Source organism: Pseudomonas sp. LBUM1661 (assembly GCF_059695925.1).
In genome coordinates this window covers 1,562,293-1,588,011 of sequence record NZ_CP166794.1, presented here as the reverse complement: position 1 = coordinate 1,588,011, position 25,719 = coordinate 1,562,293, and the positions used below count along the sequence as shown (strand labels likewise).

Here is a 25,719-nt window from a genome sequence, read left to right as displayed (position 1 = left end):
TCAGTGGTTGATGGCGATCTTGGTGTAGGACTCTCGATCGATATCGAGGATTTCCACGGCCAGCTGGACCTCAACGCCTGTCGGCCATTCGCAAAGATCCTGTACTACCGCCAGCAGGCTTTCGGACAACTGCTTCTTGATTTCCGCCGAGCGACCGCTCAACAACGCCAGTTTCACATGCACGAACGCCCGTTCTCCCAACGCAGTACCGACCTTGAACGTCTCGACCTTCACCGCTCGACTCTTGATGTCGTACTCCGCCGCAAACTGACCGGAAGCCACCAGCGTATTGTTGAGCCGGATCAATGCCAAGTCGGCATTCAGACCCGGCAGGTTGTTGGTGTATTCCATGTGCACGTGAGGCATGACGTTGCTCCTTTAAGGGGTGGAAAAGTCGAAGATATAACACGGCGCGGCCCTATGGCAGCACTGGACGCTCACTCATGAACGCTTCCAGACGCGAACGCAACCAGCGTTCGGCCGGATCGGTGTCGACATGACTGAGCCAGACCATGGACAGATCCAGGGTCGGCGTCTTGAACGGGAACGGTTCCTTGAACAGCAGACCGGACGCCGCCATCGCTTCGGCCGCGTAATCCGGCAGGCTGGCGATCAGGTCGGTTCCGGCGAGCAAGGCTGGCAACGAACTGTACTGCGGCACCGACAGCACCACTTGCCGCGTCCGGCCTATATCGGCCAGCCACTCGTCAGCGTAGCCACTGACGTTGGCGGTGTGGGACACCAGCACGTGCGGCCGCGAGCAATATTCATCGAGCGTCAGCGGCGTGTCCGAGGCATCGGCACGCAACACGCAGGGCAAGATGTGCCGCAGCAACTTGCGCTTGGCGTTGGCCGGCAGACCGCGAGTCTGGCTGATACCGACCGTGATATCGCCGGACGCCAGCAAGTCGGGAATCCGCCAGTAATCGACGTGCTGCACTACAAACACCACGTTCGGCGCTTCCTGGCGCAAGGCGCGCAGCAACGGCGGCAACAGGCCAAACTCGACATCGTCCGACAGCCCGATACGAAAGGTCATGGTGCTGCTGGCGGGGTCGAAATCATGGGTCAGGCTCAGGGCCACCGACAACGAATCCAGTGCCGGCGACAAGTGCAGAATGATCTCCTCGGCCCGCGCCGTCGGCTCCATGCGATGGCCGACGCGTATGAACAGCGGATCGTTGAACATCGTGCGCAAGCGATTGAGTGCCGAACTGATGGTCGGTTGCCCAAGAAACAGCTTCTCCGCCACCCGGGTGACGTTGCGTTCGAGCATCAGCGTTTCGAACACCACCATCAGGTTGATATCGGCCTTGCGTAGTTCGTTGCGATTCATCTACTGCCCCTACTCCCCAAAACTGCTGACAGTTTAGGTAGCTGTCGCAATCGGCGTCTATGCGACTCAAGCCGATAGCGTTTAATTCAAATACGGGCTGCCCGGTTGAAACGAAGCTGCTCTGACTGAGCAGCTTCACTGCCTGCAACCTATATTTCCTTGATCGGAGTCTGATCCTGAGTGCCCTTGATCAAACTGATGGCATGCACGCAATCAGCCTTGTTGACGTAAGACTCCCCACTGGCAATCGTCTCATTGTTCCCCGCCCTCAAACGCCACCGCCATTGGCCCTTGCCAGTCTGTGAGGTGCCACGGGTTTGCCTGTAAATCTCAAAATACATTGATCGCTCCTTGCGATTGCTGATGACGGCAGATCAGTGACCTGCGAAACCAGAGTAGATGAGGATTTTGGGTGGAGAGGTCTTTCAATGTCAGGGGATATGTCGAGGGAAAGCCCTGAATTCATGGGGCGGCCAATGGATACGGGGTCGGGTAAATTGAGTGACCTGGATGAGTAACTTTTCTTGGGAACAGGCTTATTTTTCTTACGCCAGGACGCTGTCTGTTCCCACGCAAAACCCCAAGGGCATCGTGAAAATGAAGGGTAGTGGCTGGGCGCTTTGAAACGTCCAGCCGATGGCGTTTACTTACTGGCCCAGGCGTTGAACCGCTCTTCGAGTTCTTCGCCGTGATCGACCCAGAACGCCACGTCCATCGATAGCGCGCCTTTCAGGTTCTGCGGTGCAGTGGGTACCCATTGAGCGAGTTTGCTATCGAGCTTGGCCGCCGCTTCAGTATTGGTCGGGCCATAAGGGATTTGCTCAACGTACTTGACCTGGGCATCCGGCTGGTTGGCGAAGGCGATAAAGCGCTTGGCCTGATCGACGTGTTTCGAGCCTTTGATGATCGCCCAGTAATCCATGCCATACAGGCTGCCCGGCCAGACCAACCCGAGGTGGCTACCACTTTGCGCTGCGGCGGCGACACGCCCGCTGTAGGTCGAGGTCATCACCACGTCGCCGGCCGTCAGCCATTGCGCCGGTTGCGCGCCGGCTTCCCACCACTGGATGTAGGGCTTGAGTTCGGTGAGTTTGGCGAAAGCGCGGTCGACACCTTGCGGCGTGTTCAACACTGAATACACGTCCTCGACCTTCACCCCGTCAGCCAGCAAGGCGAATTCCAGGTTGTACACCGCGCGTTTGCGCAGCCCGCGTTTGCCTGGGGTTTTCTTCACATCCCAGAAGTCGGCCCACGAGGTCGGGGCCTGCGCAAGCTTCTGCGTGTCGTAGGCAATCGCAACGCTCCACACCAGCGCCGCCGAACCGCAGGCCTGCGCCGCATCGGGAATCAACTGCTCGACACGACCCAGGCTTTTCCAGTCGAGTTTTTCGTACATGCCTTCGTCGCAACCGCGCATCAAGTCCGGGCCTTCGATCTGCACCACGTCCCAATCGGCGTTGCCGGTGTCGACCATGACTTTGATCCGGGCCATCTCGCCGTTGTATTCACTCTGGATCAGCTTGCTGTGATCCGCGACGCTGAACGGTTGGAAGAAGGCCACATCCTGGGCTTTCTGTCCGGCACCGCCGTAACCCACCACCACCATCTCTGGCGCTGCCTGCGCACTGCCAAGGCCGAGGGCCAGGGACAGCAGCAAGGGATAAAAACCGTGCTTGAGCGTATTCGATTTCATCAGTGGTTCCTCTTGCAGGTGCCACCCGACTGAACGCCGCATGACCCTTTTTATTGTTGTGAGGTTCGCCCCAGGTGCGGGCGCCAACTGAATCTACTTCGAGCCGAAGTAAAAAAACAAGTTGATTTTTTACTACAGGTAAATTTCTATAGGAAAATAATAACAACGCCGAAAAGCCGGCCTTTCGGCTTCAGCCTGCCTGGAGTACCCGTCCCATGCCGACCTCGTCACCCGCTTTTGCGCACCTGTTCGAGCCCTTGCAGCTGCGTGGCAAACGCCTGAAAAACCGCATCATGTCCAGCGGTCACGACACGTCGATGCCCACCGACAACCTGGTCAATGAACAACTGATCGCCTATCACACCGCGCGAGCCGAAGGCGGTGTCGGCTTGATCGTGCTGCAAGTGGCCGGGGTGCATGACAGCGCGCGGTACACCTCGCATGTGCTGATGGCGACCGACGACGCCTGCATCGAGGGTTATCGAAAAATCGCTGAGCGTTGCCATGCTCACGGCACGGTGGTGCTGTCGCAGATCTTCCATCCGGGTCGGGAAATCATGGAGTCCAGCGATGGTCTGCTGGCCATCGCCTACTCGCCTTCAGCGGTGCCCAATGAACGTTTTCGGGTGATGCCGCGCGCGTTGGATCAGGCGATGATCGATGAGATTGTCGCCGGTTACGGCGCTGCCGCCCGGCGCCTGTATCAGGCCGGGATCGATGGCGTGGAAGTGGTCGCCAGTCATGGTTACCTGCCAGCGCAATTCATCAATCCGCGGGTCAATCGGCGCACCGATGGCTACAACGGCGATCTGCAACAGCGTCTGCGCTTTCTGCGCGAAGTGATCGCGGCCGTGCGCGCCAACACCGATGAACAGTTCATCATTGGCCTGCGCATATCCGCTGATGAACGCGATCCCGAAGGACTGACCGAGGACGAATCCCTGGCCGCCGTACAATTACTGCAACCGCTGCTGGATTACGTGCATATCGTCGCCGGAACGTCAGCGTCCTTGGGTGGCGCAGTGCATATCGTGCCGCCGATGGCGATCGAAGCGGCTTATCTGGCCAAGGAAGCCGGCACGTTCAAGGCCAGTCTGGCGATTCCACTGTTCGTCACCGGACGCATCAATCAACCCCAGGAAGCCGAACTGATTCTGGCGCGCGGCCAGGCGGATGTGTGCGGCATGACCCGCGCGTTGATTTGCGACCCGCAAATGCCCAACAAAACCGACACTGGCCACGTCGAAGATGTGCGCGCCTGCATCGCTTGCAATCAGGCGTGCATTGGCCACTTCCACAAAGGCTTGCCGATTTCCTGCATCCAGCACCCGGAAACCGGGCGCGAGTTGATTTTCGGCCAGCGACAACCAGCGACCCAGCGCAAACGCATCATGATTGCCGGCGGCGGTCCGGCCGGGATGAAAGCCGCTGCCGTGGCAGCCCAACGTGGACATGAGGTGACCCTTTACGAAGCCAGCTCGCAACTCGGCGGCCAGGTTTTGCTCGCGCAACTCTTACCCAAGCGCGCCGAATTCGGCGGCGCCAGCACCAACCTGCAACGCGAAATGGAACTGGCCGGTGTACGCGTCGTGCGCAACACCCGCGTCGACCGCGCGTTGGTGGAGCGCGAACGACCGGACATGGTGATCGTCGCCACTGGCGCCGAACCTTATTGGCCGGCGTTCGAGCGTGGCGGTGACTTGCAGGTGGTGGACGCCTGGCAGGTGCTGCGCGACGAGGTGCAAATCGGTCGCTCGGTGATGGTGGTCGACTGGCGCTGCGACTGGATCGGCCCCGGCATCGCTGAACGTCTGGTACGCGCCGGGCATCAAGTACAACTGGCCGTCAACGGCACCCATTGCGGCGAAAACCTGCCCTTGTACGTGCGCGATCAACTGGCCGGCGAACTGCACAAACTCGGCATCCCGATCACACCCTACGCCCGCCTTTATGGGTGCGACGACAACACCGTCTACCTGCAACACACGGCCAGCGGCGAACCGATGTTGTTTGAAAACATCGACACACTGGTGCTCTGCCAAGGCCATCAACCGGTCGACACTTTGGGCACCGAACTGCAAGGCTTGGTCGAGTTTCGACGCATCGGCGACTGCCTCGCGCCACGCACCGCCGAAGAGGCCATCTACGAAGGTTTGAAAGTCGCCTGGGAGCTTTAAGGCTGTTTATACTCCGGGACCATTTTCCTGTAGGAGCGAGCTCGCTCCTGCAAGGTTCACGTTCGACCCGGTTCGGAAATCACCATGAGCAATAAGAGCACGGAACGGCCCGCAACCGGCACCGCCGAACAACACTTCCTCGGCACACGCATTCGTGGCCTGCGTAAACGCCGGGGCATGACCCTGGCGGAACTGGCGCAGATGAGCGAGCTGACGGCGGGGTACATCAGCCAACTTGAACGCAACCTGGCGTATCCCTCCATTCCCGCACTGTTCAATATCGCTCGCAGCCTGGGCGTGACCATTCAGTGGTTCTTTGCCAGCGAAGCGCAAACGGCGCCCGAAGATGACGGCATTGTGGTGCGTAAAAACAGCCGGATGAGCGTGCATTACGAAGACGGCATTGTTGATCACCTGCTGACGCCACAGCCGAATCGGCAGTTGGAAATGCTGCACTCACGGTTTCCGCCTGGAACTTATAGCCAGCAGAGTTACAGCCACGAGGGTGAAGAGGCTGGGTATCTGCTGTCGGGGAGTTTTGAGCTGTGGGTGGGGGATCGGCATTTTCAGCTGGGTGAAGGAGATAGTTTCAGCTTTTCGAGCCAAGAGCCGCATCGGTATGGGAACCCTGGTGAGGTGGATGCGGTGGTGATTTGGGTGATTACGCCGCCTTCGTTTTGAACAGCGTGGATCCATTTCCGAAAGCTGACTAAAGTCAGTTCGCTGATTTCTGCCGAGTTAAATCATCGGCAGGCAGGCTCAATGGCTGTTCCGGTGATAGCCCCGCCTCGTTATCAACTTCTGCTTGAGGTTGGGGGATGATCGGGTCAGCAGGAGCCAGCAAAGCGCCCACAGCCCAATCAATCAGTGAAAGCAGTCCAAAAACGATGAAACCAAAGATCAGCCCCACCACCACGATGCTCAACGGGTGAATTTGATCGGCGTCGGGGCTTTCCATCATGTAGAAAAACGCCAGGACAGAAGCCGTCAGGCACGCCGCAACGGCTGCCATCAGCTTCACAATCAACCAAATCCGTCGCCACCTGTTCATGCATTTCCCCGTCATCCGGTGATTTGCTCTGTATGCATGATAGCTAATGAGCTGGTTGAGCCATCAGAAACGACAAAGCCCCGCAGTTAGTTCAGTTGCGGGGCTTTTCAATGTGAGCGAGGGGTGCGAGAGGGATCAAATCCATTTCACCACCATGCGACGGCGATAAAGAGGGTCAACGCCCTTTATAGATCATGGGGCCGTAGCGAGTGCGTTGCCCCTGGTTATGCATCGTCGTCAGGCATGCGCCTCACGATCCAGAACGTCTGCTACCCACTGATTGATACTCTTGTGGGCTAACTGCGCTTTTACGGCGACTGTCGCGTGGAGCGCGGGCGCTAAGCGCAGACTGAGGTTACCCGAATAGGGTTTCTGCGGTGCGCGTCCGAGCGTCGCGCAGGTCTCCAGGTAATCAGTGACGGCTTCTTCAAATGCCGCTCGAAGCTCACTGACTGATTCGCCATGAAAACCCACGACATCCTTGATACCCGCGATGTGGCCAACAAATAGGCCGTCTTCGTCGCTGTACTCAATTCGGGCGGCGTAGCCGTTGTAATTCATCACATTCACGGGGTAACTCCTGCTTGTTCAAGGAAAGCCCGAGCGTCACGCACCTGGTAGGGCTTGGCTTCTTTGTCGGGATGGGGTCGATGAAAGGTTGCGACCACACCATTGAGTTCAAAGCGCACTCGTGATCCTCTGCCTTCGATGGTTTTGGCGCCAACGGCGGAGAGCAAAGACTCGAGACGGGCCCATTCGAGCGTGGCCGGGGTCGGCCTCGAGAATACGGCTTTGAGGGTGCTGAGCTGTTTGTTATTCATGGTATTATATCATGATACCGTTCTGGTTTTTTAGCAGTCGCGAATCACATCGCTGATGCGTGAAGCGAACTCTCCACGTGCTTAAGAACGCCGCTTATCCAGTAGTAGGAAAGCGGCGTTTTCGTGTCTGAGATTCAGTTTTTTCAGGACGGTTACGAGAATATAGAGGTGACTCTCGATGGAGTTGTAGGCAAACTCCGAGAGTTGCGTAGGTAGGTACGTTTGCTGTGCCTTTGGTTAAGTTACCGCCTTGTTGGTGTGTGTTATGCCGGCTGTGCGTGGGACGTATTCAGGCGTGCCGATCTCCTTGGCTCCCGGTTTCCAGCCCGCGCGCAGTTGCCACCCTAATGAAATGGCTACCCCCGCCGCCCCCTGTGATCGCCGCCCACTAAGCTTTCACCGGGGGCTCATCGGAGACTGTTGCCATGAACAAAGTAGCTATTGCCGCCATTGATTTGGGAAAACACTCCTTTCACCTGCATGCGCAAGATGATCGCGGTCATGAGCTTTGCCGCAAAAAATTCAATCGGATGACGCTCATTCAGTATCTGGCCAACCTGGAGTCCTGCACAGTCGTGATGGAGGCCTGCGGAGGCGCCCACTTCATGGCGCAAGAGGTCGCAAAGCTGGGGCACACGCCCAAACTCATTGCGCCTCATCTCGTGCGTCCTTACGTGAAAAGCAACAAAAACGACTTCGCAGATGCCGAGGCAATCTGCGAGGCGGCGACCCGGCCCACGATGCGTTTTGTGCCGCCCAAAACCCAAGCCCAGCAGGCGCTGGCCATGTCCAACTCGATACGTGAGTCGTTCATTAAAGACCGCACTGCGACCGTCAATCGGATTCACGCAGCCCTGCTGGAGGTGGGCGTCAGTCTGGCAGTCGGCTTCAAAGCCATCAAAGAGCTTCCAGCGTTGCTTGAAGTGAGTTCATTTTCTGAACGCATCAAGAAAAATCTGATGCTGCTGCATGGGCACTTCAACTATCTGGATGGGCAGGTCAAGGCGCTGGACAAGGACGTGGAGTGCCAGGCCGCTGAAGATGATCTGGCGGCGCGCTTGATGACCATGCCGTGTGTCGGCCCGATCACCTCCACCGTCCTGGCTGCCGAGTTGGGCGATGGCAAACAGTTCAAATGCGGCCGAGGCTATGCGGCCTCGATCGGCTTGGTGCCGAAACAGCATTCCACGGGCGGCAAGACCGTGCTGTTGGGCATTAGTAAACGCGGCGACCGAAACCAGAGGCGTCTGCTCATCCAGTGCGCCCGGGTTTATTTGATTCAGGTAGACCGACAAAAAGGCGCTTTGGCGGAGTGGGTCCGCCAGCTAATAGCGTCCCACCATCACTCCAATCTCGTGGTTTGTGCGTTGGCCAACAAGCTGGCAAGGATCGCCTGGGCGATTGCGGCCCACCACACTGAATTCGATGCGGGGCCAGCCGCGATGAACGCCTGACCCCGCTGTCACCCGAGCACCACCCACCTGGTTTTGCGATGCTGGATAACTGATGACGTGAACGGCCAACCGGCCTGACGACAACCCTGAGCTGCTACACGGCTGTAAGGCCGTCACTCTAATTAGGGTCGTTAGGCATCGATTCTCATCGAGGCGCGGGGCCATAACCCCACTCAGACGCCGGATAGATGAAAGCAAGCCAAACACGCATCAAAAACAGTATTGCAGAAAAGGGGGTAACCATAGATATAGCAGCGCTACCCCTGCGCTCGCAGAGCGGATGTAAAAGCTAATTTAGGCATGCACTCCGTTCATTCCTTAAGACCTTGTAAAAAGCACCCTAGAGCTGCGTGTAAACGAGGTTTATGTCTTGAAAATGCCATAATCTAAACCTCAGAAACGAAAAAGCCCCCGTAATCATCAATGATTACGGGGGCTTAGTCTTGTTCAATAATGGCGGAGAGATAGGGATTCGAACCCTAGGTACCGGTGAAGGTACAACGGATTTCGAATCCGTCCCATTCGGCCACTCTGGCATCTCTCCAACGGCGCGCATCATAACAACACTTTTGCCGGAAGCGAACCCCCCAAGCCAAATTTTTTCCGTGCTATCAGATGCTTGCGTCGATTAAAGCGGTACGCCCAGACGATTGGCGACTTCTTCGTAGGCTTCGATGACGTCACCGAGGCCCTGGCGGAAGCGGTCCTTGTCCATTTTCTTGCCGGTGGCCTTGTCCCACAGGCGGCAGCCGTCCGGGCTGAATTCGTCACCGAGGACGATGGAGCCGTCGGAGAACACGCCGAATTCGAGTTTGAAGTCGACCAGCAGCAGGCCGGCGTCGTCGAACAGTTTGCTCAGGACTTCGTTGACCTTGAGCGACAGTTCTTTCATGCGAACCAGTTGCTCGGCGGTGCCCCAACCGAATGCCACGACGTGGGATTCGTTGATGAACGGGTCGCCCTTGGCGTCGTCCTTCAGGAACAGTTCGAAGGTGTAAGGGTTGAGCTTCATGCCTTCTTCGACGCCCAGGCGCTTGACCAGGCTGCCGGCGGCGTAGTTACGCACGACGCACTCGACCGGGATCATGTCGAGTTTTTTCACCAGGCATTCGTTATCACCCAGCAGTTTGTCGAATTGAGTCGGCACGCCGGCTGCTTCGAGTTTCTGCATGATGAAGGCGTTGAACTTGTTGTTCACCATGCCTTTGCGGTCGAGCTGCTCGATGCGCTTGCCGTCGAACGCCGAGGTGTCGTTGCGAAACAGCAGGATCAAGCGGTCAGCGTCGTCGGTCTTGAAAACCGATTTGGCTTTGCCGCGGTAGAGTTCTTCACGTTTTTCCATGATGGGCTCCGCTTGCTAAGTAGGTGGGCTAGGCGATGTGTCGCCAGTCGAGCCCTGAATCTTGATCGGCCAGTTGCAGCCAGTCCGGGTCGCACCCAAGGGTGTCGACAAAACATTGCCGGGCCAGCTGCGGCAGGTTGTTCTTGCTGCTCAGATGGGCCAGGACCAGGTGTTGCAGGCCTTGCCAGCCCAACTCGGACACCAGGAATGCCGCCTGGTGGTTGTTCAAATGTCCCAGTTCACCGCCCACCCGCTGCTTGAGAAAGTAGGGGTAGTGACCGCGAGCCAGCATGTCACGGCAATGGTTGGACTCGATCATCAACGCATCGAGGTCCCGATAGCCGTCCAGCACCTTGTTGCAATACGAGCCCAGGTCGGTCAATAGGCCGAAGCGCCGTTCACCGTCACTGAAGACATATTGCGTCGGTTCCTGAGCATCGTGGGCCACGGCAATGACCCCGATGTTCAAGTTGCCGATCTGCAGTTGCTCGCCGCCGGCCAAAAAGCCCGCGGGTTCAATCGGTTTGCGCATCCCGCGCAGGGTGCCGCGACTGAGGTAGACAGGCAGATTGTAGCGCCGAGACAGCAAACCCACGCCATGCACGTGGTCGGCATGTTCGTGGGTCACGAGTATCGCGCTCAACTGCGCAGGGTTTACCCCCAGGCGCAGCAGGCGTTTTTCGGTTTCCCGCAGGGAGAAACCACAATCCACCAGCACATACGTATCAGCACTGGCTATCAGCGTGCCGTTCCCTTGGCTACCGCTGCCGAGAACGGCAAAGCGCATGTGTGATCAGCCCAGGTTGTCTTGAATCACGCTCAACACTTTGCGCGCCACGTCTGCCGGCGCCACGGTGTTGATGTTTTTCTCGACGGTGACCTGCACGCTATCGCCCACTTTGCTCAGGCGAACCTGATAACGCTCGGCGCGGGCTTCGATTTCTTCCTTGTTCGGCGCGCTGCCGAACAGGCTGCTGAAGAAGCCCGGCTTCTCGTCTTTCTTCTCGGCTTTTTCAGCCAGGTTGATGTAGTACAAACCCAGGCTGCGGTTGATGTCTTCAACGCGCCATTCGCCCTGTTCCAGCGCACGACCGACGCTCGACCAGGCACGATCCAGGTCCGTACCGACGTTCAGTACCGGGTTGCCGCTGCCGTCTTCGCTCAGGCTGACACGATTGGGCGTATCGGAATCACGCGAGGCCAGCATGGAGACCGAACCGCCCTTCTCCGAAATGCGGCTCATGCTCGCCAGCATGTCGTCGACCAGTGCCGCGTCCAGGCCGGTGTTGACCGAACGGTTGGTGAAGGCCACGTCGGACGTACTGCCGGCAGGACGCTCGGCGGTGACCACATAGACTTCGCTGGTGTTGCGCTGCACACCCGGCTCGATACGGACACGAGCACGGACTTCGTTGTCCGCACTCACACCGGCGGCGCTCAGGCGCTTGGCCATCGCTGCCGACAGTTCGTCGGAATGTTGCCAGGTGGTGGTGAATTCGCCGGTTTGCGGGCGCTGTTCGTCCAGACGGAAACCGTTGTCCTGGAAGAACTGCACCGCCACTGGCCAGACTTCGGCTGGCGGGTTCTGCGCGACGATCCAGCGCGTATCACCGCTCTTTTGCAGCGAGTACGAGCTGATGTCGGCAGCCGCCGACAGCGGTTGCGGACGCGGCACGACGTATTCGCCCTTGACGGTGTCATCGGCCACGTTGCGCGGGATCGGCAGCAGCGGATCCAGACGCTTGGCGGTGCTGACATCGGTCGGCAGTTGCATCGGTGCAGTCTGTTGCGCTTCCAGGTAATCGCTACCACGGTCACGGAAATAACCTTCCGGGCCCCAGACCCATCCACAGCCACTGGTGCTGGAGATAATCAAGGCAAGTGCGGAAAGTCCGGCCATTCGCTTCATGCGTTGTACTTCCTCAATTAAACCAGGACGCCGGACTGGCGCATGGCCTGCCGCAGCGGTTCGTGACAGGCAGCGCTGAGCCAGGTGAGCGGCAGACGGATACCGTCCGGCATCAAGCCCATTTCATGCAGTGCCCATTTCACGGGAATAGGGTTGGATTCGATAAACAGGGTTTTATTGAGTGGCATCAGCTTTTCGTGGATGGCGCGGGCCGTGACGGCGTCGCCTTTCAGAGCAGCGTTGCACAGGTCGGCCATGTCACGCGGGGCAACGTTGGCGGTCACCGAGATGTTGCCTTTGCCGCCGAGCAGGATCAGCTCGACTGCGGTGGCGTCGTCACCGGAGATCACCAGGAAGTCTTTGCTGACGCCGTCGATGATGGCTTTGGCGCGAGACAGGTCGCCAGTGGCTTCCTTGATACCGATGATGTTTTTCACGGTCGACAGGCGGATCACGGTGTCGGCCAGCATGTCGCACGCGGTGCGGCCAGGCACGTTATAAAGAATCTGCGGGATGTCGACGGCTTCGGCGATGGCCTTGAAGTGCTGGTACAAGCCTTCCTGGGTCGGCTTGTTGTAGTACGGCGTCACCAACAGGCAGGCGTCGGCGCCGGCGGTCTTCGCATTGGAGGTCAGCTCGATCGCTTCGCGTGTCGAGTTGGCGCCGGTACCGGCGATCACCGGGATGCGCCCTGCCACTTGCTTGACCACGTAACGAATCACTTCGATGTGTTCGTTCACGTCGAGGGTGGCCGATTCACCTGTAGTGCCGACCGCCACGATGGCGTGGGTGCCGTTTTGCAGGTGAAAGTCCACCAGTTTGCTCAAGCTGTCCCAGTCGAGACGACCTTGTGCATCCATGGGTGTGACCAGTGCCACCATACTGCCCGCAATCATGCAACCGCTCCTGCCGGAAAAAGAGAGCCGTAATGGTACTGGCGCCAAGATGCTTGTACAAGCGAAGTACTGCGCTGCTGCCATTCCCCTTGGCGCCGCTTTTCGCTACCCTTCAGACTTTGATCGGTACTGACAAGCTCGTACGCCGGGTTCCAGCCTCCATTTTCGGCATCACAAGCCCCGATCCAGCGTTGCTACCCTTCGCTCCTGCCACTCTGGAGCACGTTGCAACCTTGCGGCTCGGGCTTTCTGAATTCGCATCCGCAGGCTCGTTTCCGGTAAAAAAAGCCCGTCGACGTATCGACCGCTCATCGCTTTAGGAATGCTGCATGTCCACCCCCACAGTTCGCGAACAATTCCTTGTCATCAGTGCCCTCGGCGCCAACCCCATGGAGCTGACTAACGTCCTGTGCCGCGCCAGCCATGAAAACCGCTGCGCCGTGGTCACCTCTCGCCTGACGCGTCACGGCGAGTGCAGTGCGTTGGTCCTCGAGATCTCCGGTAGCTGGGACGCCCTGGCGCGCCTGGAAGGCAGTCTGCCGGGCCTCGCCAAGAAGCACGCCTTCACGGTCAACGTGGTGCGCAGCGCAGCCCTGGAGAACCGTCCCCAGGCCCTGCCTTACGTCGCCTACGTCAGCTCGGCCTACCGCTCGGACATCATCAACGAGTTGTGCCAGTTCTTCATGGATCACAACGTCGAGCTGGAAAATCTGACCTGCGACACCTATCAGGCTCCGCAAACCGGCGGCACCATGCTCAATGCCACGTTTACCGTGACCTTGCCGGCCGGCGTGCAGATCAGCTGGTTGCGCGATCAGTTCCTGGACTTCGCCGACGCGCTGAACCTGGATGCGCTGATCGAACCGTGGCGCCCACAAAACCCAATGTAAGGAAGCTTTCATGGCCGTTGCCATCGACCAACCGGTTGCCGACTTCGAAGCACCCGCCACCAGCGGGCAGACCGTCAATCTCGCGAGCCTCAAAGGCAAGCAGGTGGTGATCTACTTCTATCCGAAGGACAGCACACCAGGCTGCACCACTCAGGGCCAGGGGTTTCGTGATCAGCTTGAGGCGTTTAAAGCGGCCAACACCGAAGTGTTCGGTGTGTCCCGCGACAGCCTGAAATCCCATGAAAACTTCAAGGTCAAGCAAGCGTTCACCTTCGAGCTGATCAGCGACAAGGAAGAAGCGCTTTGCCAGCTGTTTGATGTGATCAAGCTGAAAAAGCTGTATGGCAAGGAATACATGGGCGTTGATCGCAGCACGTTCCTGATCGACAAGGACGGTGTGCTGCGTCAGGAATGGCGGGGTGTGAAGGTGCCGGGGCATGTGGATGCTGTTTTGGCGGCTGCCCAGGCCCTCAATAAAGCCTGATTCATTTGGCGTCTGTTCGGACGCCTTCGCGGGCAAGCCTCGCTCCTACAGGTTATGCGTCAAGTGGTACGGTTGACGTATAACCTGTAGGAGCGAGGCTTGCCCGCGAAGAGGCCCCAAAGCTGACCAATCAAAGCAGTGGCGCAACCTCCGGCTCCTTGCGCGGCCACGCATCCAGCACCGCCTTGAACAGCGTCGCCAGGGGTATCGCAAAGAACACCCCCCAAAAGCCCCACAACCCGCCAAACAACAGCACCGCACAGATGATCGCCACCGGGTGCAGGTTGACCGCTTCCGAGAACAGCAGCGGCACCAGCACGTTGCCGTCCAGGACCTGGATGATTCCGTAGACCGCCATCAAATAGATGAACTGATCGCTCCAGCCCCACTGGAACAGCGCAATCAGCAGCACCGGCACGGTCACCACCACCGCTCCGACGTAAGGCACCACCACCGACACGCCGACCAGCAATGCCAGCAGCGCCGCATAGTTGAGGCCCAACACGACGAAACCGATGTAGGTCGCGCCACCGCAGATGAAGATTTCGATGACCTTGCCGCGAATGTAGTTGGCGATCTGCCGGTTCATCTCGTGCGCGACGCGGGTGATCAGCGTACGCTCACGCGGCAGGTAACCACTCACCCATTGGCCGATCATCTCCCGATCCTTGAGAAAGAAGAACACCAGGATCGGCACCAGCACCAGGTAGATCATGATGTTCACCAGCAGCGGCAGACTCGACAGCGAGAATGTCAGCGCCCACTGGCCAAACTTGCCAATCTCGCCCCGCGCCACTTCGATGGCTTGCAGCACCTGCTCGTCCGACACCAGATGCGGGTAGCGCTCCGGCAGCAGTAATAGCAGTGACTGCCATTTGGCGAGCATGCCCGGCAACTCGTTGAACAGCGTGATCAGCTGATGCCAGAGCAACGGCACCAAGACCACGATGAACACCAGCAACACGCCCATGAACAACGCGAAGACCAACCCCACCGCAACCCCGCCCGGTACGCGCAGACGCTCGAGAGTGACCACCAGCCCCTGCATCAGATACGCCAGCACCATCCCGGCGAGCACAGGCGCGAGCATGCCGCCCAAGGTGAGTACGGCGGTAAATGCCAGAAACAGCAGAACTGCCAGCACCACGGCTTCTTCGTCGGAAAAGTAGCGCTGAATCCAGTCGCGTAACACCTTGAACATCAATAATCCCTTAGAAACGAACGCAGTAGATTTCAGGCTTTTTTCAACCAATAGCGGTAAACGCCCGCTTCATCTTCTTCACGAAGCAGCGTATGACCGGCCAAACGGGCAAAGGTGCGGAAGTCGCGCTGTGAGCCCGCGTCGGTAGCAATGACCTTGAGCACCGCGCCGCTGGCCATTTTGTTGAGTTCCATCTTGGCCTTGAGCAGCGGCAACGGACAATTCAGACCGCTGGCGTCCAACTCCAGGTCATGGGCTACAGCATCGGTCATCGGGTCACTCCGGATCAGGTGGTTGAGCGGCTTAGAATATCTGGTCCCAAGCTTACTGTCCGGCTACAGTAAGGTCTTTGTCGACTAAGGCTTTGTGCATGACTTTTTTGCGCCCTACCCTGCTGACGCTCGCTTGCCTGCTCGCCTCACCGGGCTTCGCCGACGACCTGCCGTCACTCGGCGACGCCAGTTCTGCCATCGTCTCGCCGCAACAGGAGTACCAGTTGGGCCGCGCCTGGCTGGCGTTGTTGCGCAGCCAGGTTTCCCAGCTCAACGATCCGCAGCTCAAGGACTACGTCGAATCCAGCGTCTACCGACTGGTCGAGACCAGCCAGGTCAATGACCGGCGCCTGGAGTTCATCCTGATCAACAGCCCGCAACTCAACGCCTTCGCGGCACCGGGCGGGATCGTCGGGGTCAACGGCGGTTTGTTCCTCAATGCCCAGACCGAAGGCGAATATGCCTCGGTACTCGCTCACGAATTGGCTCACTTGTCGCAGCGCCACTTCGCCCGTGGCGTTGAAGCCCAGCAGCGCATGCAAGTGCCGATGATGGCCGCCTTGCTGGCCGGGATCGTGATTGCCGCCGCCGGTGCAGGCGATGCCGGGATCGCGGCCATTGCGGGCACGCAGGCGGCAGCGATCCAGGAACAGCGACGCTTCTCGCGCCAAAACGAGCAGGAAGCCGATCGCATCGGCATCCTCAATCTGGAAAAGGCCGGCTACGACCCACGCTCGATGCCGACCATGTTCGAACGGTTGGCGCGTCAATACCGCTTCGACGCCAAGCCACCGGAATTCCTGCTGACTCACCCGGTCACCGAATCGCGGATCGCCGACACCCGCAACCGCGCCGAGCAAGCCAAACCGGGCGGCATCGAAGACACCATGCGTTATCAGCTGATTCGTGCGCGGGTCCAGCTGATCTATGAAGAAACCCCGGGCCTGGGCGCCAAGCGTTTTCGCGCCCTCCTGGATGAAAACCCGAAGAACGATGTTGCGCGTTACGGCTTGGCGATTGCCCAGATCAAGGGCGGCCAGCTGAACGAAGCGCGGGAAAACCTCAAGCTGCTGCTGGCCAAATCGCCGAACGAGATCATCTACAACCTGGCTCAGGTCGATCTGGACATCACCAACAATCGCTTGCCGGATGCCCAAACCCGGGTCGACCGGTTGCTGACTCAGTATCCGGGCAACTATCCGTTGAATCAGGTACGGGTCGACCTGCTGCTCAAGCAGAACCGTGCACCGGAAGCGGAAAAAGCCCTGGAGAATCTGCTCAAGAGCCGTCCGGACGATCCCGACGTCTGGTACATGGTGGCCGAGACCCGCGGCTTGTCCGGCAACATCATCGGCCTGCATCAGGCCCGCGCCGAATACTTTGCGCTGGTCGGCGACTACCGTCAGGCCATCCAGCAACTGGACTTCGCCAAGCGCAAGGCCGGCACCAACTTCCCGCTGTCGTCGCGTATCGACGCACGTCAACGGGAGCTGATGGAGCAGGAACGCATGATCAAGGACATGATGGGCTGACGCTTTTCAGCAGGCACAAAAAAACCGCCTCTTTCGAGGCGGTTTTTTATTCAGCCAACAACCGGTTTATTCAGCCAGTTTGAAGGTGATGAAGCTGGCGCGATTTTGACGCAGGACTCGCATCGACACCGAGCGGTTCTTCGGCAGCGCCTTGGCGATTTCCGTGAACTCCTTGGTGGAACCAATCGCCTGATTGTTCAGGTGAGTGATCACGTCGCCTGGCTGCAAGCCGATCAACGAAGCAGGACCGTCCTGGACTTCCTTGATGACCACGCCGCCCTTGAGGTCGTAGGTTTTCTTCTGTTCTTCGGTCAGCTCCGCCACGGAAACACCCAGGCGATTGCTGCTGCGCTCAACGCCGGACTTTGCCAGGGCATCCAGCTCTTTGCCTTCTTCTGGAATAGCGCCGACCGTCAACTCGACTTTCTTGCGCTTGCCGTCGCGAATCACTTCCAGATCCGCTTTCGAGCCGGCTTTCAGCGCGCCCACAAGGTGCGGCAGATCGGCAGACATGATAATCGGCTGGCCGTTCATGCTCAGGATCACGTCGCCTACTTGCAGGTCACCCTTGGCAGCCGGGCCATCTTCCTGAATCTGCGCTACCAGCGCACCGGCGGGCTTCTCAAGACCGAACGACTCGGCCAGATCCTTGTTCACTTCCTGGATGACGACCCCCAACCAGCCACGGCTGACTTTGCCGCCGCTTTTCAGCTGATTGGAAACGTCCATCGCCACGTCGATCGGAATCGCGAACGACACGCCCATGAAACCGCCGGAGCGGGTGTAGATCTGTGAGTTGATCCCCACCACTTCGCCGGCCAGGTTAAACAGCGGACCACCGGAGTTACCCGGGTTGATCGGCACGTCCGTCTGGATGAACGGCACATAGTTTTCGTTCGGCAGACTGCGACCGACGGCGCTGACGATACCTTGGGTCACGGTATGGTCAAAGCCGAACGGTGAGCCGATCGCCACGACCCATTGACCGGCTTTCAAGTCCTGGGATTTGCCGAGCTTGAGGACCGGCAGATCCTTGCCTTCGATTTTCAGCAACGCCACATCGGACCGCGTATCGGTGCCAACCAGCTTCGCTTTCAATTCACTGCGGTCGGAGAGACGCACGAGAATTTCGTCGGCATCTGCGATCACGTGGTTGTTGGTCAAAATATAGCCATCAGACGAGATGATGAAACCCGAGCCCAAGGACTGGGCTTCACGCTGACGGTCGCCGCGAGGCGAACGCGGCTGTGGAAAGCCACGCTCGAAGAACTCGCGCAGGGCTGGAGGCAAGCCTTCGAGATCAGGCATGTCCTGGCTCGACACTTTACGGTCCGGCAATTTTTGCGTGGTACTGATGTTCACCACCGCGGGCGAGGCCTGCTCGACCAGTTGCGTGAAATCAGGCAATTCGACTGCTTGCGCAGAGACCGCCTGACCCAGCACCAGCACAGTGGCGAAGATGGACAGATAAGACTTCAAGCGTGGTATCGACATACGGCTCCCGTTACGACGAGCATGGTTAAGCGATATGGAGCAAGGAACACCGGGAACGATACGCCGGTATTTTTGTTCCGGGAACAACAAAACAAGGCCAGAGCCGAGGGCTCTGACCTATAAAAAATTTTGGGATTTTTTGCAAACTGAAATGCTCACCAAACATTTCGATCTCGGTTCACTACTTGGTTGCAGTGGCATCGGTGCGCATCGACAGCGCAATCCGTTCTGCGGTCCCGATCGGAATCTCGCCAACCACTGTGACCATCATCTCGCCTTGCGGTGTCGTCAAGCGCCGGGACACGGCAACAGTGGGCCCCAACTGGGTACGAGTGTCGGTGACAGTTCCACCGTTGAGTGGCTCCAGAAACACCGAGAAACGCGCCAGACCATCGTCATACATCAGACTGTTGACCTGGGTTTTGGTCGTTGGATCCTTGCGCGCACTGCTGCTGATCAGCTCGAAACCGGGTGGCAACCAGTCCGAATGCCAGGCCTGGGCGACCTTGGCTGCAGAAGCCTTGTCGACGTCCAGCGTGACAACCTTGCAATCGTCACCGGGTTGCAAGTCGCTGTCGGATGGAACACCGGCAGTGTCCAGTTGCGTGAACTGGAATCGCTCCAGCAACTGACCTTTATCATTGAGCAGCAATGACTTGAGCGGCAGGCCGGTTTCTTTATCCAGATGCAGTTCAAAACCGTAGCGGTGTTGATCGCGGGGCGTCAGTGAAACGATCACCGCCGAACGCCCGGCCACACGCGACTTGCCAATGACGGCAAGGTCGTACCAATTCTTGAGTTTTTGTGGATCGAGTGCACGAGCAGTGGAATTGGGTGAATCCCCAAGCCCTGCTATCAGGGTGCCGCTGACGCATTGAGTACGCCCATCAATGCGCACGACTTCCTGTGCCGAGCCGTCGAGCTGGAGTAAACGCTCGCGGACCTTGCCATCCTGGACGCGGTGCCAGATGTTATGGGTAGAAAAACTACCGTTTCGCTCGTAAACAAAAGTGCCTTGAAAGCTTTGCTGTTGCTCGGCTTGGCCCAGACGGGTCAACCAGTTCTGGGCTTCATCAGCATGGGCTGGAACAACAAACCAGCCACCGAGCAGAAGCGAAAGTAGAGGGATGGCGCGCATGATCCTCCTTAACGGTTTTCCAGGCTTGCTGCACGAGCGTAAGGCAGAGCGCTCTCAGTACCTTTCAGTGCAGCCTGTTGAGCATGTTGGCGCAAGTAGCCTGGCAGACGCTGATCGTGCCAGCCTGGTTGACCTTGCAATACGCCGTTGGCCATAGGGCCAGTGGCATCCGAACTCTCATTGTAGCCTGCTAATACAGCTGGACCCTTGACCTGAGGAACGGCCAGGCTCGATTGGCTGGATTGCTGTGCCAGTTCGACACCGGCGATTTCGTCCTGATTGTACAGACGAACACCTGCCAATACAGCAACGGTGACCGAAGCAGCAACCGCCAGACGACCCAGGCTGCGCCATGGACCACGGGAAGCTTTTGCCGGTACAACCTCGTCAGCCAGCGCAGCGGAAACTGCCGCAGCGATGTCCAGGCGTGGAAGCAGCAGATCCTTGTGCATCACTGCCCGAGCGATCTGATAACGAGCCCATGTATCACGGGTTTCAACATCGTCGAAGGCATTCAACACCCGACGCAATTCCAATTCGTCCGCTTCGTTATCCATCACTGCGGACAGCGATTCCTGCAGGGCTTCACGACTCATGGCGTTCCTCTCTTGGCTGTCGCCGCTGTCTCAGTTTTCCTGCAACAACGGCTGCAGGGCTTTATCGATGGCTTCCCGAGCGCGGAAGATCCGGGAGCGCACGGTACCCACCGGACATTGCATGACGGCCGCAATGTCCTCGTAACTCAGACCATCGAATTCACGTAAAGTTAAAGCCGTACGCAAATCTTCTGGAAGTTGCTGAATGGTTCGATGGACGGTGCCTTCGATCTCATCCCGCAGCAAAGCCCGTTCTGGCGACTCGAGATCCTTGAGGCCATGATCGCCATCGTAGAACTCTGCATCCTCGGAACTGACATCGCTATCCGGCGGCCGACGGCCGCGTGAAACCAGATAGTTTTTCGCCGTGTTGATGGCGATGCGGTAAAGCCACGTGTAAAACGCGCTGTCCCCGCGAAAATTTCCAAGTGCACGGTACGCCTTGATAAAGGCTTCCTGCGCCACATCCTGGGCTTCATGGGTGTCGTGCACGAAACGCACGATCAACCCGAGAATTTTGTGCTGGTATTTCAGCACTAGCAGATCGAAAGCTCGCTTGTCGCCGCGTTGAACGCGCTCGACCAGCTGCTGATCCTCTTCCTGGGTTAGCATGAACACTCCTCGATAAGCTCGGAGGAGGCTTGCATAACTAAACGACCAGACTTGCAAACATAGACTCGGGCTTTTCGCAAAAGTTCTCCCCCTCCAAGCAAGTTTCCTGCGGGCTCTGATTTGGCACGCACGAAAAGCGCAGCGCGGGTTAACCCGGCTGCGCGAATAATCTTGTCATCGGATTCGCCAGCAAGGATCAAACCGCAATCCCGCACTGAAGCCGACACTGTCCCTTGATTCAGGCAACGGTCTATTGATCTTGGCCTTTTGGCAAAAGTTCCAAATATTTATAGCTGCCCGAACCGACATTGTGCGCATGTGAGCAGAAAAAGACTGTTAAATCCACGATACAGTCCCCTTGTCGCCGAACCGGCTAAAAAAACATCCGACGAAGCGTTCAGTCTTTTCAGTCACAGTAGTTTCACAATGCCATGTGGGCTCGGCTATTGTGCCGCTCCCCCCCTCTATATACTAGTGGGCTGTGTGGCTGCCTGACTCGCCGATCCAGGTGTTTGGCGCCAACCCCGACCCGGGTCGCTTTGAGCGGAATCCTGAAATGAGCCAACAGTTTCAACATGATGTTCTGGTAATTGGCAGCGGCGCTGCCGGCTTGAGCCTTGCGCTGACGTTGCCCAGTCATTTGCGCATCGCCGTACTGAGCAAAGGCGACCTCGCCAATGGCTCGACTTTCTGGGCCCAGGGCGGCGTCGCTGCCGTCCTGGATGACACCGATACCGTGGAATCCCACGTCGATGACACGCTTAACGCCGGTGGCGGCCTGTGTCATGAAGACGCCGTGCGCTTCACCGTCGAGCACAGTAAAGAAGCGATTCAATGGCTGATCGACCAAGGCGTGCCCTTCACCCGTGATGAACAATCGGGCACCGAAGATGGCGGATTCGAGTTTCACCTGACCCGCGAAGGCGGCCACAGCCATCGGCGCATCATCCACGCCGCCGATGCCACGGGCGCCGCAATTTTCAAAACCCTGCTCGATCAAGCCAAGCAAAGGCCGAATATCGAACTGCTGGAACAGCGGGTCGCGGTCGACCTGATCACCGAAAAACGCCTGGGCCTTGAAGGCGATCGCTGCCTCGGCGCCTACGTGCTCAATCGCGCCAGCGGCGAAGTCGACACCTACGGCGCACGCTTCGTCATCCTCGCGTCCGGTGGCGCCGCCAAGGTCTACCTCTATACCAGTAACCCCGACGGCGCCTGCGGTGATGGCATTGCCATGGCCTGGCGTTCGGGCTGCCGCGTGGCGAATCTGGAATTCAACCAGTTCCACCCAACCTGCCTGTATCACCCGCAAGCCAAGAGTTTTCTGATCACCGAAGCCTTGCGTGGCGAAGGTGCTCACCTGAAGCTGCCCAATGGCGAACGCTTCATGCACAGGTTCGACCCACGTGCAGAGCTGGCACCACGGGACATCGTCGCCCGGGCCATCGACCATGAAATGAAGCGCCTGGGCATTGACTGTGTCTATCTGGACATCAGCCACAAGCCCGAAGCGTTCATCAAGTCGCACTTCCCGACGGTGTACGAACGCTGCCTTGAGTTCTCCATCGACATCACCAAGCAGCCGATTCCGGTGGTGCCGGCGGCGCACTACACCTGCGGTGGCGTGATGGTTGACCAGAATGGTCGCACCGACGTGCCGGGGCTGTATGCGATTGGCGAAACCAGTTTCACCGGCCTGCACGGCGCCAACCGCATGGCCAGCAATTCGTTGCTGGAATGTTTCGTCTACGCGCGTTCAGCGGCGGCGGACATTCTTCAGCAGTTGCCCCAGGTGTCGATTCCCATCGCCCTGCCCGTCTGGGACGCGAGCCAGGTCACCGACTCCGACGAAGACGTGATCATTGCGCACAACTGGGACGAACTGCGGCGATTCATGTGGGACTATGTGGGTATCGTGCGCACCAACAAGCGCCTGCAACGGGCGCAGCACCGCGTGCGGCTGCTGCTGGACGAAATCGACGAGTTCTACAGTAACTACAAGGTCAGTCGGGATTTGATCGAGCTGCGTAACCTGGCCCAGGTGGCCGAGTTGATGATCCAGTCAGCGATGGAACGCAAGGAAAGTCGCGGCCTGCATTACACCCTCGACTATCCGAACATGCTGCCGGTCGCCCTGGACACTATTCTGGTGCCGCCCACCTACGCCGACTGAACGTGAGCCGAACCCGCAGGCGTCGGTGCACATCCGCCGCCTGCGAATCCCGAGGCACGCAAATCGCCCGGACCCGCCGCTCGCCGCGCAAACGAAATCGCAGCACCACGACCAACGGCAACGCCAGGCTGTCCGGGCGTAGCTGCACCGGTTGCCAACCCGCCGCCTGATTCCACAACTGCCAGCCATCGGCATCACGACGCAAACCGCGAAATGCCTGTGGGTGCGTCAGCAGAATCTGCCGCGGCAGCGCCCAACAGGCGTGCGCCAGGCACAGCACAACGCCGGGCAAACTGGCCCAGATCGGTATCGAGAGCATACAAAGCGAACCCAGCGCGAACAGCTGGGCCAGAAGATACGCCGCCAGCAACTGCCGTGAGGCATGCCAGCGGCATTCGAACGAATTACTTGGGCTGGACACGATCCAGGATCATGCGAACCATGCGCTGAAGCTCCGGATCTTCCGATTCGGCCCGTTCCATGAACCAGCCGAACATGTCCTGATCTTCGCATTCGAGCAGCTTGCGGTAGCAATCGCGGTCGACATCATTGAGGTGCGGATAGACCTCTTTCACGAACGGCACCAGCAACACGTCAAGCTCAAGCATGCCGCGGCGGCTGTGCCAGTAGAGGCGATTCAGTTCAACATCTTCGACCATGGAGCGCTCCTCAAATAGGCGGCAAGTATACAGCCCCCTGCTCCATCGAACACTCGGCTTTGGTCGGGCATTACCGATCCTTTGTGAACTACCCATTTCATGGGCGCCCCCTTATGATGTCCACCAGACTCTTTACCCTGCGATGACCCATGGCCGATTCTGCTTTTTTCTGCACCCTGTCTCACGAAGGCGTTCTCGCGGTCCGCGGCGCGGATGCCAGTAAATTCCTGCAAGGCCAATTGACCTGCAACCTCAATTACCTGAGCGAAACCCAGGCCAGTCTCGGTGCCCGCTGCACGCAGAAAGGCCGGATGCAATCGAGCTTCCGTATCCTGTTGCAAGGTGACGGCGTGTTGATGGCCATGGCCACCGAACTGCTGGAGCCACAACTGGCGGACCTGAAAAAGTACGCGGTGTTCTCCAAGTCCAAACTGACCGATGAAAGCGCCGCCTGGGTCCGCTTCGGCATCGATCATGGCGATACCGCCTTGACCAGCCTCGGTCTTGACCTGCCGGCAGACACCGACAGCGTCGCGCGCAACGATGGCCTGATTGCCATTCGTGTCTCGCCCGACCGCGCCGAACTCTGGGTCGCCGCTGACCAAGCCGACGCCATCAAGGCCAAGCTGTCCGCGCTGATCGCTGAAGGCGATCTCAATCAATGGCTGCTGGGCCAGGTCCGCGCAGGGATCGGCCAGGTGATGCCAGGCACCCGCGAGCTGTTCATCCCGCAGATGCTCAACCTGCAAGCCGTTGGCGGTGTGAGTTTCAAGAAGGGTTGCTACACCGGCCAGGAAATCGTCGCGCGCATGCAGTACCTGGGCAAACTCAAGCGTCGCTTGTATCGCCTGCAACTGGATGCCAGCGAATTGCCGGAACCCGGCACACCGCTGTTTTCCCCGACCCACGGCAGTTCCATCGGCGAAGTGGTGCTGGCCGCCCGCAGCGAGCAAAACATTGAACTCCTGGCCGTGCTGCAAGCCGAAGCAGCAGAAGCCGGCGACATCCACGTGGGCGCCCTGGAAGGTCCCGCCCTGCAACTGCTCGACTTGCCTTACCAACTGGATCGCGATCGCGAAATCCAGCGTTAATTGCCGTATTGGTTGCAACACCCTAGAGAGTAGAAATGAGCGAGCTGGCGGAAAAGGTCCAACAGGATTTGGTTGAGGCCATCGATAACGATGACCTGGTTCTGCCAACACTACCGGAAGTGGCCCTGCAGATTCGCAAGGCCGCTGAAGACCCGGAAATCAGTATCAGCACCCTGAGCAAAGTGATCGGCCGCGATGCCGCGTTGTCGGCGCGCCTGATCAAAGTGGTCAATAGCCCACTGCTGCGTGCCACCCAGGAAGTCACTGACCTGCACACGGCGATCACTCGCCTGGGCATCAACTACAGCAGCAACCTGGCCATCGGCCTGGTCATGGAACAGATTTTCCATGCCCGCTCCGAGGTGGTGGAACAGAAAATGCGCGAAGTCTGGCGCAAAAGTCTGGAAATCGCCGGTGTCAGCTATGCACTGTGCCGCAGTTACACCCAACTCAAACCCGATCAGGCAGCCCTTGGCGGACTGGTGCATCAAATCGGCGTGCTGCCGATCCTGACCTACGCCGAAGATCACTATGAGTTACTGTCTGACCCGGTCAGCCTCAACCATGTGATCGACCAGATTCATCCGCTGCTGGGCGACAAGCTGCTCAGGGTCTGGGAGTTTCCAGAGAAGCTGGTGCAAGTGCCGGGACTGTATCTGGACTTCAAGCGCCAGTCGGCACGGGTCGATTATGTCGATCTCGTGCAAGTGGCCAGCTTGTATTGCCACAAGGGCACCGACCATCCCATCGCGCGTATTGATGCGTACAGTGTGCCGGCCTTCGAGAAACTGGGGATCGACCCGGAGAACGAGTCGATGTGCCGTGACCTGGAAGAGTCGCGGTCGATGTTTTATTGATTGAGACCGCGTCGCGCCCTTCGCGAGCAAGCCCGCCCCCA

Annotated in this window: 28 protein-coding genes and 1 tRNA gene; 9 read left to right on the top strand and 20 right to left on the bottom strand. The window is 58.5% G+C overall.

The features are described from left to right. From ACA057_RS07200 to ACA057_RS07185, 4 genes are all read right to left on the bottom strand, one after another. A complete protein-coding gene (locus ACA057_RS07200) occupies positions 1-366 on the bottom strand; it encodes a 5-carboxymethyl-2-hydroxymuconate Delta-isomerase (protein WP_497347041.1) in 366 nt (121 codons plus the stop codon). Positions 367-418: 52 nt separating this feature from the next. Further along, positions 419-1,336 carry a LysR family transcriptional regulator gene (locus ACA057_RS07195; protein WP_497347039.1) on the bottom strand — a complete coding sequence of 306 codons (918 nt, stop codon included), beginning with the start codon at positions 1,334-1,336 and terminating at the stop codon, positions 419-421. A gap of 149 nt (positions 1,337-1,485) precedes the next feature. Beyond that, positions 1,486-1,677, bottom strand: a complete 192-nt coding sequence (locus ACA057_RS07190; RefSeq protein WP_401360069.1) for a YegP family protein — start codon at positions 1,675-1,677, stop codon at positions 1,486-1,488. Between the two features lie 302 nt (positions 1,678-1,979). Continuing rightward, positions 1,980-3,029, bottom strand: coding sequence for an ABC transporter substrate-binding protein (locus tag ACA057_RS07185; RefSeq protein ID WP_497347037.1), 1,050 nt, complete (start codon positions 3,027-3,029; stop codon positions 1,980-1,982). Positions 3,030-3,244: 215 nt separating this feature from the next. Between ACA057_RS07185 and ACA057_RS07180 the strand changes: the two genes are divergently transcribed. Further along, positions 3,245-5,206 (top strand): oxidoreductase, encoded by a 1,962-nt coding sequence (locus ACA057_RS07180; RefSeq protein ID WP_497347035.1) that lies wholly within the window; start codon positions 3,245-3,247, stop codon positions 5,204-5,206. Between the two features lie 84 nt (positions 5,207-5,290). Beyond that, the gene (locus ACA057_RS07175; protein ID WP_497347033.1) at positions 5,291-5,887 is read left to right on the top strand and encodes a cupin domain-containing protein; all 597 of its coding nucleotides are present in this window, start codon (positions 5,291-5,293) and stop codon (positions 5,885-5,887) included. A gap of 34 nt (positions 5,888-5,921) precedes the next feature. Here the strand turns inward: ACA057_RS07175 and ACA057_RS07170 are convergent, their stop codons facing one another. From ACA057_RS07170 to ACA057_RS07160, 3 genes are all read right to left on the bottom strand, one after another. Continuing rightward, positions 5,922-6,257: a hypothetical protein gene (locus ACA057_RS07170; RefSeq protein ID WP_497347031.1), complete on the bottom strand. Its 336-nt coding sequence runs from the start codon at positions 6,255-6,257 to the stop codon at positions 5,922-5,924. Positions 6,258-6,494: 237 nt separating this feature from the next. Next, positions 6,495-6,827: a type II toxin-antitoxin system HicB family antitoxin gene (locus ACA057_RS07165; protein WP_497347029.1), complete on the bottom strand. Its 333-nt coding sequence runs from the start codon at positions 6,825-6,827 to the stop codon at positions 6,495-6,497. Then, positions 6,824-7,078, bottom strand: a complete 255-nt coding sequence (locus ACA057_RS07160) for a type II toxin-antitoxin system HicA family toxin (protein WP_497347027.1) — start codon at positions 7,076-7,078, stop codon at positions 6,824-6,826. The genes ACA057_RS07165 and ACA057_RS07160 overlap by 4 nt, the downstream gene beginning before the upstream one ends. A gap of 425 nt (positions 7,079-7,503) precedes the next feature. Here ACA057_RS07160 and ACA057_RS07155 point away from each other — a divergent pair, with 425 nt between their 5' ends. After that, on the top strand, positions 7,504-8,532 hold the full coding sequence (locus ACA057_RS07155) for an IS110 family RNA-guided transposase (RefSeq protein WP_497342339.1): 1,029 nt from the start codon (positions 7,504-7,506) through the stop codon (positions 8,530-8,532). 454 nt (positions 8,533-8,986) lie between these two features. On the opposite strand, the gene ACA057_RS07150 is transcribed toward ACA057_RS07155, so the two are convergent. The 5 genes from ACA057_RS07150 to dapA all read right to left on the bottom strand — a co-directional run bounded on the left by ACA057_RS07150 (position 8,987) and on the right by dapA (position 12,679). Beyond that, positions 8,987-9,076, bottom strand: a tRNA-Ser gene (locus ACA057_RS07150). Positions 9,077-9,160: 84 nt separating this feature from the next. Then, positions 9,161-9,874 (bottom strand): phosphoribosylaminoimidazolesuccinocarboxamide synthase, encoded by a 714-nt coding sequence (purC, locus tag ACA057_RS07145; RefSeq protein WP_008034929.1) that lies wholly within the window; start codon positions 9,872-9,874, stop codon positions 9,161-9,163. A 28-nt stretch (positions 9,875-9,902) separates the two neighbouring features. Further along, positions 9,903-10,661 carry an MBL fold metallo-hydrolase gene (locus ACA057_RS07140; protein ID WP_497347025.1) on the bottom strand — a complete coding sequence of 253 codons (759 nt, stop codon included), beginning with the start codon at positions 10,659-10,661 and terminating at the stop codon, positions 9,903-9,905. Positions 10,662-10,667: 6 nt separating this feature from the next. Further along, positions 10,668-11,783, bottom strand: coding sequence for an NlpB/DapX family lipoprotein (bamC, locus tag ACA057_RS07135; protein WP_497347023.1), 1,116 nt, complete (start codon positions 11,781-11,783; stop codon positions 10,668-10,670). A 17-nt stretch (positions 11,784-11,800) separates the two neighbouring features. Continuing rightward, a complete protein-coding gene (gene dapA / locus ACA057_RS07130) occupies positions 11,801-12,679 on the bottom strand; it encodes a 4-hydroxy-tetrahydrodipicolinate synthase (RefSeq protein WP_401360095.1) in 879 nt (292 codons plus the stop codon). A gap of 329 nt (positions 12,680-13,008) precedes the next feature. Between dapA and ACA057_RS07125 the strand changes: the two genes are divergently transcribed. Then, positions 13,009-13,569 (top strand): glycine cleavage system transcriptional repressor, encoded by a 561-nt coding sequence (locus ACA057_RS07125; protein WP_401360097.1) that lies wholly within the window; start codon positions 13,009-13,011, stop codon positions 13,567-13,569. A 10-nt stretch (positions 13,570-13,579) separates the two neighbouring features. After that, the gene (locus tag ACA057_RS07120; protein ID WP_497347020.1) at positions 13,580-14,053 is read left to right on the top strand and encodes a peroxiredoxin; all 474 of its coding nucleotides are present in this window, start codon (positions 13,580-13,582) and stop codon (positions 14,051-14,053) included. A 130-nt stretch (positions 14,054-14,183) separates the two neighbouring features. Here the strand turns inward: ACA057_RS07120 and ACA057_RS07115 are convergent, their stop codons facing one another. Then, the gene (locus tag ACA057_RS07115; RefSeq protein ID WP_497347018.1) at positions 14,184-15,254 is read right to left on the bottom strand and encodes an AI-2E family transporter; all 1,071 of its coding nucleotides are present in this window, start codon (positions 15,252-15,254) and stop codon (positions 14,184-14,186) included. A 32-nt stretch (positions 15,255-15,286) separates the two neighbouring features. After that, positions 15,287-15,526, bottom strand: coding sequence for a sulfurtransferase TusA family protein (locus ACA057_RS07110; RefSeq protein WP_401360105.1), 240 nt, complete (start codon positions 15,524-15,526; stop codon positions 15,287-15,289). A gap of 98 nt (positions 15,527-15,624) precedes the next feature. Between ACA057_RS07110 and ACA057_RS07105 the strand changes: the two genes are divergently transcribed. Then, a complete protein-coding gene (locus ACA057_RS07105) occupies positions 15,625-17,058 on the top strand; it encodes a M48 family metalloprotease (protein ID WP_497347015.1) in 1,434 nt (477 codons plus the stop codon). 66 nt (positions 17,059-17,124) lie between these two features. Here the strand turns inward: ACA057_RS07105 and ACA057_RS07100 are convergent, their stop codons facing one another. The 4 genes from ACA057_RS07100 to rpoE all read right to left on the bottom strand — a co-directional run bounded on the left by ACA057_RS07100 (position 17,125) and on the right by rpoE (position 20,898). Continuing rightward, entirely contained in the window at positions 17,125-18,552 is a 1,428-nt protein-coding gene (locus tag ACA057_RS07100; RefSeq protein ID WP_497347013.1) for a DegQ family serine endoprotease, read from the bottom strand. A gap of 181 nt (positions 18,553-18,733) precedes the next feature. Continuing rightward, the gene (locus tag ACA057_RS07095; protein ID WP_497347011.1) at positions 18,734-19,690 is read right to left on the bottom strand and encodes a MucB/RseB C-terminal domain-containing protein; all 957 of its coding nucleotides are present in this window, start codon (positions 19,688-19,690) and stop codon (positions 18,734-18,736) included. 8 nt (positions 19,691-19,698) lie between these two features. Next, positions 19,699-20,286 (bottom strand): RseA family anti-sigma factor, encoded by a 588-nt coding sequence (locus tag ACA057_RS07090; protein WP_497347009.1) that lies wholly within the window; start codon positions 20,284-20,286, stop codon positions 19,699-19,701. Positions 20,287-20,316: 30 nt separating this feature from the next. Then, the gene (rpoE, locus tag ACA057_RS07085; protein ID WP_007944079.1) at positions 20,317-20,898 is read right to left on the bottom strand and encodes an RNA polymerase sigma factor RpoE/AlgU; all 582 of its coding nucleotides are present in this window, start codon (positions 20,896-20,898) and stop codon (positions 20,317-20,319) included. Between the two features lie 556 nt (positions 20,899-21,454). Between rpoE and nadB the strand changes: the two genes are divergently transcribed. Continuing rightward, complete coding sequence (nadB, locus tag ACA057_RS07080; RefSeq protein WP_497347007.1) at positions 21,455-23,071, top strand: L-aspartate oxidase; 1,617 nt, start codon at positions 21,455-21,457, stop codon at positions 23,069-23,071. On the opposite strand, the gene ACA057_RS07075 is transcribed toward nadB, so the two are convergent. Both ACA057_RS07075 and ACA057_RS07070 read right to left on the bottom strand, forming a co-directional pair. Then, entirely contained in the window at positions 23,040-23,492 is a 453-nt protein-coding gene (locus tag ACA057_RS07075; protein ID WP_497347005.1) for a protein YgfX, read from the bottom strand. The two genes, nadB and ACA057_RS07075, sit on opposite strands and share 32 nt — an antisense overlap. Further along, on the bottom strand, positions 23,476-23,730 hold the full coding sequence (locus ACA057_RS07070; RefSeq protein WP_007944081.1) for an FAD assembly factor SdhE: 255 nt from the start codon (positions 23,728-23,730) through the stop codon (positions 23,476-23,478). Before ACA057_RS07070 ends, ACA057_RS07075 begins: the two co-directional genes overlap by 17 nt. Before the next feature lie 149 nt (positions 23,731-23,879). Between ACA057_RS07070 and ygfZ the strand changes: the two genes are divergently transcribed. Together ygfZ and ACA057_RS07060 are read left to right on the top strand one after the other, a co-directional pair. Beyond that, positions 23,880-24,821, top strand: coding sequence for a CAF17-like 4Fe-4S cluster assembly/insertion protein YgfZ (ygfZ, locus tag ACA057_RS07065; protein ID WP_497347003.1), 942 nt, complete (start codon positions 23,880-23,882; stop codon positions 24,819-24,821). Positions 24,822-24,856: 35 nt separating this feature from the next. Continuing rightward, a complete protein-coding gene (locus ACA057_RS07060) occupies positions 24,857-25,678 on the top strand; it encodes an HDOD domain-containing protein (protein ID WP_497347001.1) in 822 nt (273 codons plus the stop codon). The last annotated feature ends 41 nt before the right edge of the window (positions 25,679-25,719 follow it).